The sequence below is a fragment of the Thermocladium sp. ECH_B genome (assembly GCA_001516585.1).
GTDB lineage: Archaea > Thermoproteota > Thermoprotei > Thermoproteales > Thermocladiaceae > Thermocladium.
This window is the reverse complement of sequence record LOBW01000093.1, coordinates 1-6,216: the sequence shown is the minus strand read 5'-3', so window position 1 is coordinate 6,216 and position 6,216 is coordinate 1. Positions and strand designations below refer to the sequence as shown.

Annotated in this window: 6 protein-coding genes; 2 read left to right on the top strand and 4 right to left on the bottom strand. The window is 50.9% G+C overall.

Features of this window, described 5'->3' with window-relative positions; all coding sequences use genetic code 11:
• Positions 1 to 1,177: hypothetical protein (locus tag AT710_08905; GenBank protein ID KUO90505.1), on the top strand; the 1,177-nt coding region annotated here is incomplete at its 5' end.
• Between the two features lie 25 nt (positions 1,178 to 1,202).
• Here the strand turns inward: AT710_08905 and AT710_08900 are convergent.
• The 3 genes from AT710_08900 to AT710_08890 form a co-directional block, all read right to left on the bottom strand.
• Positions 1,203 to 1,766: a hypothetical protein gene (locus AT710_08900; GenBank protein KUO90504.1), complete on the bottom strand. Its 564-nt coding sequence runs from the start codon at positions 1,764 to 1,766 to the stop codon at positions 1,203 to 1,205.
• A 93-nt stretch (positions 1,767 to 1,859) separates the two neighbouring features.
• Entirely contained in the window at positions 1,860 to 2,597 is a 738-nt protein-coding gene (locus AT710_08895) for a hypothetical protein (protein ID KUO90503.1), read from the bottom strand.
• Between the two features lie 66 nt (positions 2,598 to 2,663).
• On the bottom strand, positions 2,664 to 4,379 hold the full coding sequence (locus AT710_08890) for a dihydroxy-acid dehydratase (protein ID KUO90502.1): 1,716 nt from the start codon (positions 4,377 to 4,379) through the stop codon (positions 2,664 to 2,666).
• 498 nt (positions 4,380 to 4,877) lie between these two features.
• On the opposite strand from AT710_08890, the gene AT710_08885 reads away from it, so the two are divergent.
• Positions 4,878 to 5,255: a hypothetical protein gene (locus AT710_08885; protein ID KUO90501.1), complete on the top strand. Its 378-nt coding sequence runs from the start codon at positions 4,878 to 4,880 to the stop codon at positions 5,253 to 5,255.
• Here AT710_08885 and AT710_08880 read toward each other — a convergent pair.
• On the bottom strand, positions 5,252 to 6,031 hold the full coding sequence (locus tag AT710_08880) for a hypothetical protein (protein ID KUO90500.1): 780 nt from the start codon (positions 6,029 to 6,031) through the stop codon (positions 5,252 to 5,254). The genes AT710_08885 and AT710_08880 overlap by 4 nt on opposite strands.
• Between the last annotated feature and the right edge of the window lie 185 nt (positions 6,032 to 6,216).

Genomic DNA, 6,216 nt, shown 5'->3' with positions numbered 1-6,216 from the left:
TAGGGTTAACATTGGATTCGCCGAGGTCCCAATGCATCAATTACTGGGGTTCAGCTACTCTGCGCTGGGGCTTGCCTCGGGCATATTCTTCATTGGCTACTTCATATTCCAGATGCCGGGCACTTACCTGGTCGATAAGATCGGAGCCAAGGTAGTTATAGCGATATTCCTCGCCGGGTGGGGATTATTCGGAATACTGGTCGGCACGGTCACCAATGTTATGGAGCTTTACATATATAGATTCATTGAGGGATTCATGGAGGGCGCATTCTTCCCCGGCGTCATATACTATCTATCCCTTTGGTTCCCGCAGAAATGGAGGGCGCANGCAGTGGCTCTCTTCATGATGGCTATTCCGGTCTCCGAAATAATTAATGGCCCATTAGCGGGCTACATAATAACCACAATAGGTTGGCGCTGGCTATTCTATATAGAGGGGCTACTTGCCCTCATCTTCTCGCCCATTGCCTACATATTTATGACTAATAGGCCAAACGAGGCTACTTGGCTATCCCCAGAGGAGAAGAATGCGTTGATCGCGGCCCTCAATAAGGAGGCGGAGGAGGCGGCCAAGAAGGTTAAGCAAAGCATAGGCTCCGCGCTGGCTAACCCAGTTACCATAATGCTTGCCCTCATCTATTTCTTCTGGATAACCGATCTATATGCGGTGAGCATATGGACCCCAGCAATACTTAAGCTCGGCTCCGCTTATGGCTATGTTGGCGTGGGGTACCTGGTGGCGGGCATATGGTTGATAGGCCTTGTGTATATGTACGTGTGGGGCCGCCACTCCGACATGACGCTGGAGAGGATCCACCATACTGCCATACCGTTAATTATAGGCGCAGTAGGGGCAATAATCGCAATAGCGTTCCCAAACAACTTCTATGCCCTGCTCATTGGCCTAATACTGCTCACGATGGGTATACTGGGGCCATTTGGCTCCTTCTGGAGCCTCCCAACCATGTACTTAACGGGCAGCGTGGCAGCAGTGGCAATAGGATTCGTTAATTCAATAGGCAACCTGGGAGGATTCGTTGGCCCATATATAGTTGGCTACATTAAGGCAGTGACCAACAGCTTCGCGTTGGCTTATATGGTATTCGTCGTGTTCTTCGTGCTGGCCGTGGTACTGGTCTACCTGCTAAAGGCATTCAAGCAAGTGGCAACAGCATAAGAATCTCTAAAGAATCCTTAACCAATCATTTATTCATTTCATTCAATTTATTGGATTCCCCACCCAATGAGAACTCCTCGTAAACCTTGCACAGTATTCTCCTAGTCATGCCCCAAATCACTATTCCATCATATATTATGGCCTTCCTCTCCCTCCCCTTANCGGCGGTGACTGCCTCGTACTTAGGCAACTCGCTTAGATTGATCCACCTCAACTCATCGAATTCCCCGCCGTCCTTGGTCGGATTCACGTCGCATCCATCGATCATGAAGATTATTGGAACCACATTTATCTCCGGCACGTTCTTTGGATGATGAATGTCGAGCACCTTGATGATCCTCGCCCCACTTAAATCAATGCCTGTTTCCTCCATTGTCTCCCTAATGGCTGTTCTCAAGAGATCCCCATCCTCCTCCTTATAATGTCCGCCCGGAAACGATGCATCCCCGGCCCATGGGTCATTACTCCTATTACGCCTCCTGCCGACCAGCACCTGTAAATCGCCATTACACTTCCTAATCACTACGGCAACGGATGCCCACGTGCCTTCCCTAGGCTTATATGACTCCACGTCGAGGATAGCAACCATAGTTATTAATATCCTTTTCCCATAATTAACCTGTAAGGCAATGCATTTCCAGCGGCCTAGAAACGATCACTGAATGGAAATGAGGGAACCCCCTTAGGGCTGGGGGGAGAATAGTTCCCCAATATCTATGGTGGAGCACTCCAATGGAATAATGACTCGGCCGCCCTCCAACACTGGGTTCCGTATATAGTAATGAATGGGAACTAAGTACTTCACTCCAGCCTTCTCGGCGATGCTTAATGCATCCCTAGTCGTGCTGTGCCCAACGCCGTGGGCCTCCGCCTCCATGCCTGGATTACCGCCTGTCTCGTGGATAAGCACATCACAGTTAGCTGCCAGCCTCACTATTGAGTCGGTTGGAACCGTGTCCCCGCTATAAACCATGCATTGCCCGCTCGCGGTTTCAACCACCTTGACCGCCATTGATGGAATCGAGTGAGACGCCGCCGCCCCCCATACCTGGAAGCCGGGGCCCTCGTATATGATCCTCGCCTCCTCATTCAAGTTATTAACGCCGATCAATTGAAGCCAACGAATATACTTCTCCAAGTGAACGCTCCTCATCAATTTCCTAAGATCCCTCACAACGTAATCCATGGCCACGACTCGCACCCTACGTCTCTGCATGCTTCCCATTAATGCGAATGATGGGATCCCCAGCGTGTGGTCTCCATGGCCGTGGCTCAGCACTATGGCATCTAAATCACCCACGTCGAGGCCCGTGCATTTCTTGTACTGCCTGTATATGCCTTCCCCCGCATCGAGCAGGATCCTCCTCTCCCCACCGTGACGAGAATGGAGGTCATCGATAACCAGGGACTGGATACCCACCCACCAATGCCCAGGAAAGTTATTTTCATGGGTGGAAGACGCTTATGGGTTTATAAAGGAAAGCCCTTAATCCACGCTAAGCACTGCTCCCCTTGATGCTGATGTGACTAGCCGCGAGTATCTGGCCAATGCTCCGCTTAAGTATCTAGGTCTCGGCGGCGCCCAGTCCCGCAACCTATTGCTTATCTCCTCATCGCTTAACTTCACGTTGAGAACCTTATTAACGGCGTCTATGGTTATGTGATCCCCATCCCTAAGAGCGGCTATTGGGCCCCCCATGGCTGCCTCAGGCGCCACGTGGCCCACCATTAATCCCCTTGTTGCGCCGCTGAACCTGCCATCCGTGATCAAGGAAACACCATCCCTGAGACCGGCGCCAACTATGGCTGACGTGACGGAAAGCATTTCAGGCATGCCGGGAGCACCTCGGGGCCCCACGTACCTAATCACAACCACGTCGCCGGCCTTGATCTCGCCGCCCATAACTGCCTTGAATGCCGACTCCTCATCATCGAACACCCTCGCGACCCCATCATGCCTAAGCCTACTTACCCCAGCCACCTTAACCACCGCGCCCTCCGGCGCTAGGTTGCCTCTAAGTATGGCGACTCCCCCGGTCTGTAGAATGGGCGACTCAAGGCTCTTAACTATGTTTTGCTCCCCCTCATTAATTGGCATCATCCACGGCCACTGCCTCTTCAGGTTCTCCTCCAGCGTTTCCCCCGTCACTGTTAATGTTCTTTGATTTATCAATCCACGACGCGATAATCTGCGCAGAACAAGAGGCAGCCCACCAACTCTATCCAGTTGCCAAACGGCGTGCTTACCGCCAGGCAATAGATCAGCTATGTAGGGGGTCCTGGAGTATATCCTGTCGAAATCCTCAAGGGTCAACTTAACTCCAGCCTCATTAGCTATGGCCAATAAGTGAAGCACAGCATTAGTGGAGCCCCCCATTGCGGCATCAACTGCTATGGCATTCTCGAACGCCTCATACGTCATTATATCCCTCGGCTTAATTCCATTCTCGAGAAGCCTCATCAATGCCTCCCCAGTCGCCTTCGCCGCCATCCGCCTCCTCGCATCTATGGCGGGTATAGTAGATGAGCCGGGCAACGACATTCCGAGAGCCTCCCCCAGTATTGCCATGGTGTTTGCAGTGTATAGCCCAGCACATGAACCGGCGCCGGGGCACGCAGCGTTCTCTATGAGGCGTAGATCATCCAAGGTTATCTTGCCGGAGAAGTAGGCGCCAACCGCCTCAAACACGTCGCCCAATGAAAGCATCCTGCCCCCTAATTCCCCCGTCAACATGGGGCCCCCATTGATGAAGATAGACGGTATATTTAACCGGGCGGCCGCCATTAACATGCCCGGCTCTATCTTATCGCAACTGGCAATTAGAATCAATGCATCGAAGCGGTGGGCCATTACCATCAACTCAACGGAATCGGCTATCACTTCCCTGCTGATCAGGGAGGCCTTCATCCCCTCATGCCCCATTGCTATTCCATCATCTATCGCAATGGTATTGAACTCCATTGGAGTCCCTCCACTAGCCCTCACCCCCTCCTTAACATGCCTGGCCAACTCATTTAGGTGAATGTGGCCGGGCACTATCTCGTTCCAGGAATTCGCTACCGCAATAAGGGGTTTACTTAAGTCCTCGTCGGAGAACCCGGCGGCCTTAAAGAGGCTCCTATGAGGAGCCCTCTCCACGCCATCCGTCACGGTGCTGCTTCTATGCTTTAGAGTTATCCGCTTCTTTTCCTCCACAACCATTTAACGAAAATAGCATTCCTACTTATAAATATTACTAATTGATCCACTAAGTGAATTGCTTCATTATTCATTATATTAATAATATTATCATTATTATAAATCAAATAAAACATTGAATCAATGCTTAATGTGGATTCTGATCGTTATGTATTTATGCGGCGACTAGATGAGCATAACAGCCCCCACGTGTGCATCCACGCCGCTTGGCGCGGCTCAAACTCGATTGGGCCGCGCCTCCTGTTTAGTTGGGTTTATCATATTTACATATATAAACTAATATCTTAGTTATATTATTAATAAGTGCTTACTGGAAGCTTCTTAAACCCAGGCGCAGTAGCCTAAAACAGGCCTAGACCTGTACTGGATTCACGCTATTGAAAACCGGGGAACCAAAAATTCCCCGGCAAGTAAACGGCGTGGATGCATACAGGGGGCAAGCCGCTTCCTCATCTTGTTGCGGAGGGTAATTTTTATAGCGTTTCAGTTAATTACCCAATTATGTCATTGATAAAGGAGGCCGAGGATAAATCAGNTAAGGGAAGGGGAAGACTTGTTTTGCTGGATTCATTAATGCCGCGATTACTTGGATTAATGGATAAGGCAGTAATGGCGCTGATCAGGGTGCCCAACAGAGAGNTCCTGGATCTATATGATGATGCATTGAGGTCTAATTACAAGATCTTCAACTTATTAAATAAGCGGGAATCGGTGATTGCATTGAGGGTGCTTGGGATCAGTAATTTACCGGATAGGATTGAGGCGCCGCCAAGCGAGTTGAGGCTAATAATTACGGCTTCCGAGGTTTACTTAATTGATGTGGATCCATACGATGATGAGCCCCTGGCCGTGTATAGATTAATGGTGAAGGAGGGCTAATGAGGGGAATCCAAGTAATCGCTTACCCTCCTCATCGCCGCCTCATATATATTCATCGCAGCGCCCCCCGGCTGGAATTCACCGACATCCGTTATGAAGAGATCAATCAATTGCGTGGGGACGCAGTCAAATAACTTCACGGGAATCCCCCTGAACTCCACTTCATGGAGTCCGCTGCAGTCGGCGTTATGGGGCTGCGCCTTGAATGATTCCCCAACCACTATGAATGGCTTCCCCAAGTGCCTTGCCACCAGGGCGAGGGGNAGCGTGCCCACCTTATTCAGAGCTTTATCCATNTANATGCCGTCCGTCCCCACCGCTATCATGTCCACCTCGGCGGCGAATTGCGCCATGGCTGAGTCCGGAACCATGGCTATGCCTGGGAACCGCTTCACGAGTTCCTCGGCCTCGCTTCCAGGCCTTGACTCCAGCACGTATCGTATGGATGAACCGAAGACGAGGGACACGGCGCTGGAGTAACTGATGGTTAAGACGGATCCCTCCCTGTGGATCCTGGACAATGCGTGCCTAGCCTCTTCCCCATACATCCTCAGCGCACGTATGGTTTCAGCACCCATGCCGAACCTATGGAGCGCATCGGCTACGAAGGCTAGGCTAGCCATGCCGCGCCTAATGCCCATCAATTCATTAATGAATTGCTCCTCACTGATTCTTCCCAGGGCGGCCTCCGCTGCATTCAGCGCCTTATCGAAGTACCAGGACGCTCCATGCACCTCATCCCGCCTCATTTCCTCAAAAATAGATGAATAACTCACGTGACTCCCCCTAATTATATGATTATAAATATGAATTCTGGAGACTCATTCAGCGGCTCACTATGGATGTCATGCAGTGAATGCCCCGTACCCGCCCGTCCAATTCATTAATGAATTGATGGGCATTAGGCGCGGCATGGCTAGCCTAGCCTTCGTAGCCGATGCGCTCCATAGGTTCGGCATGG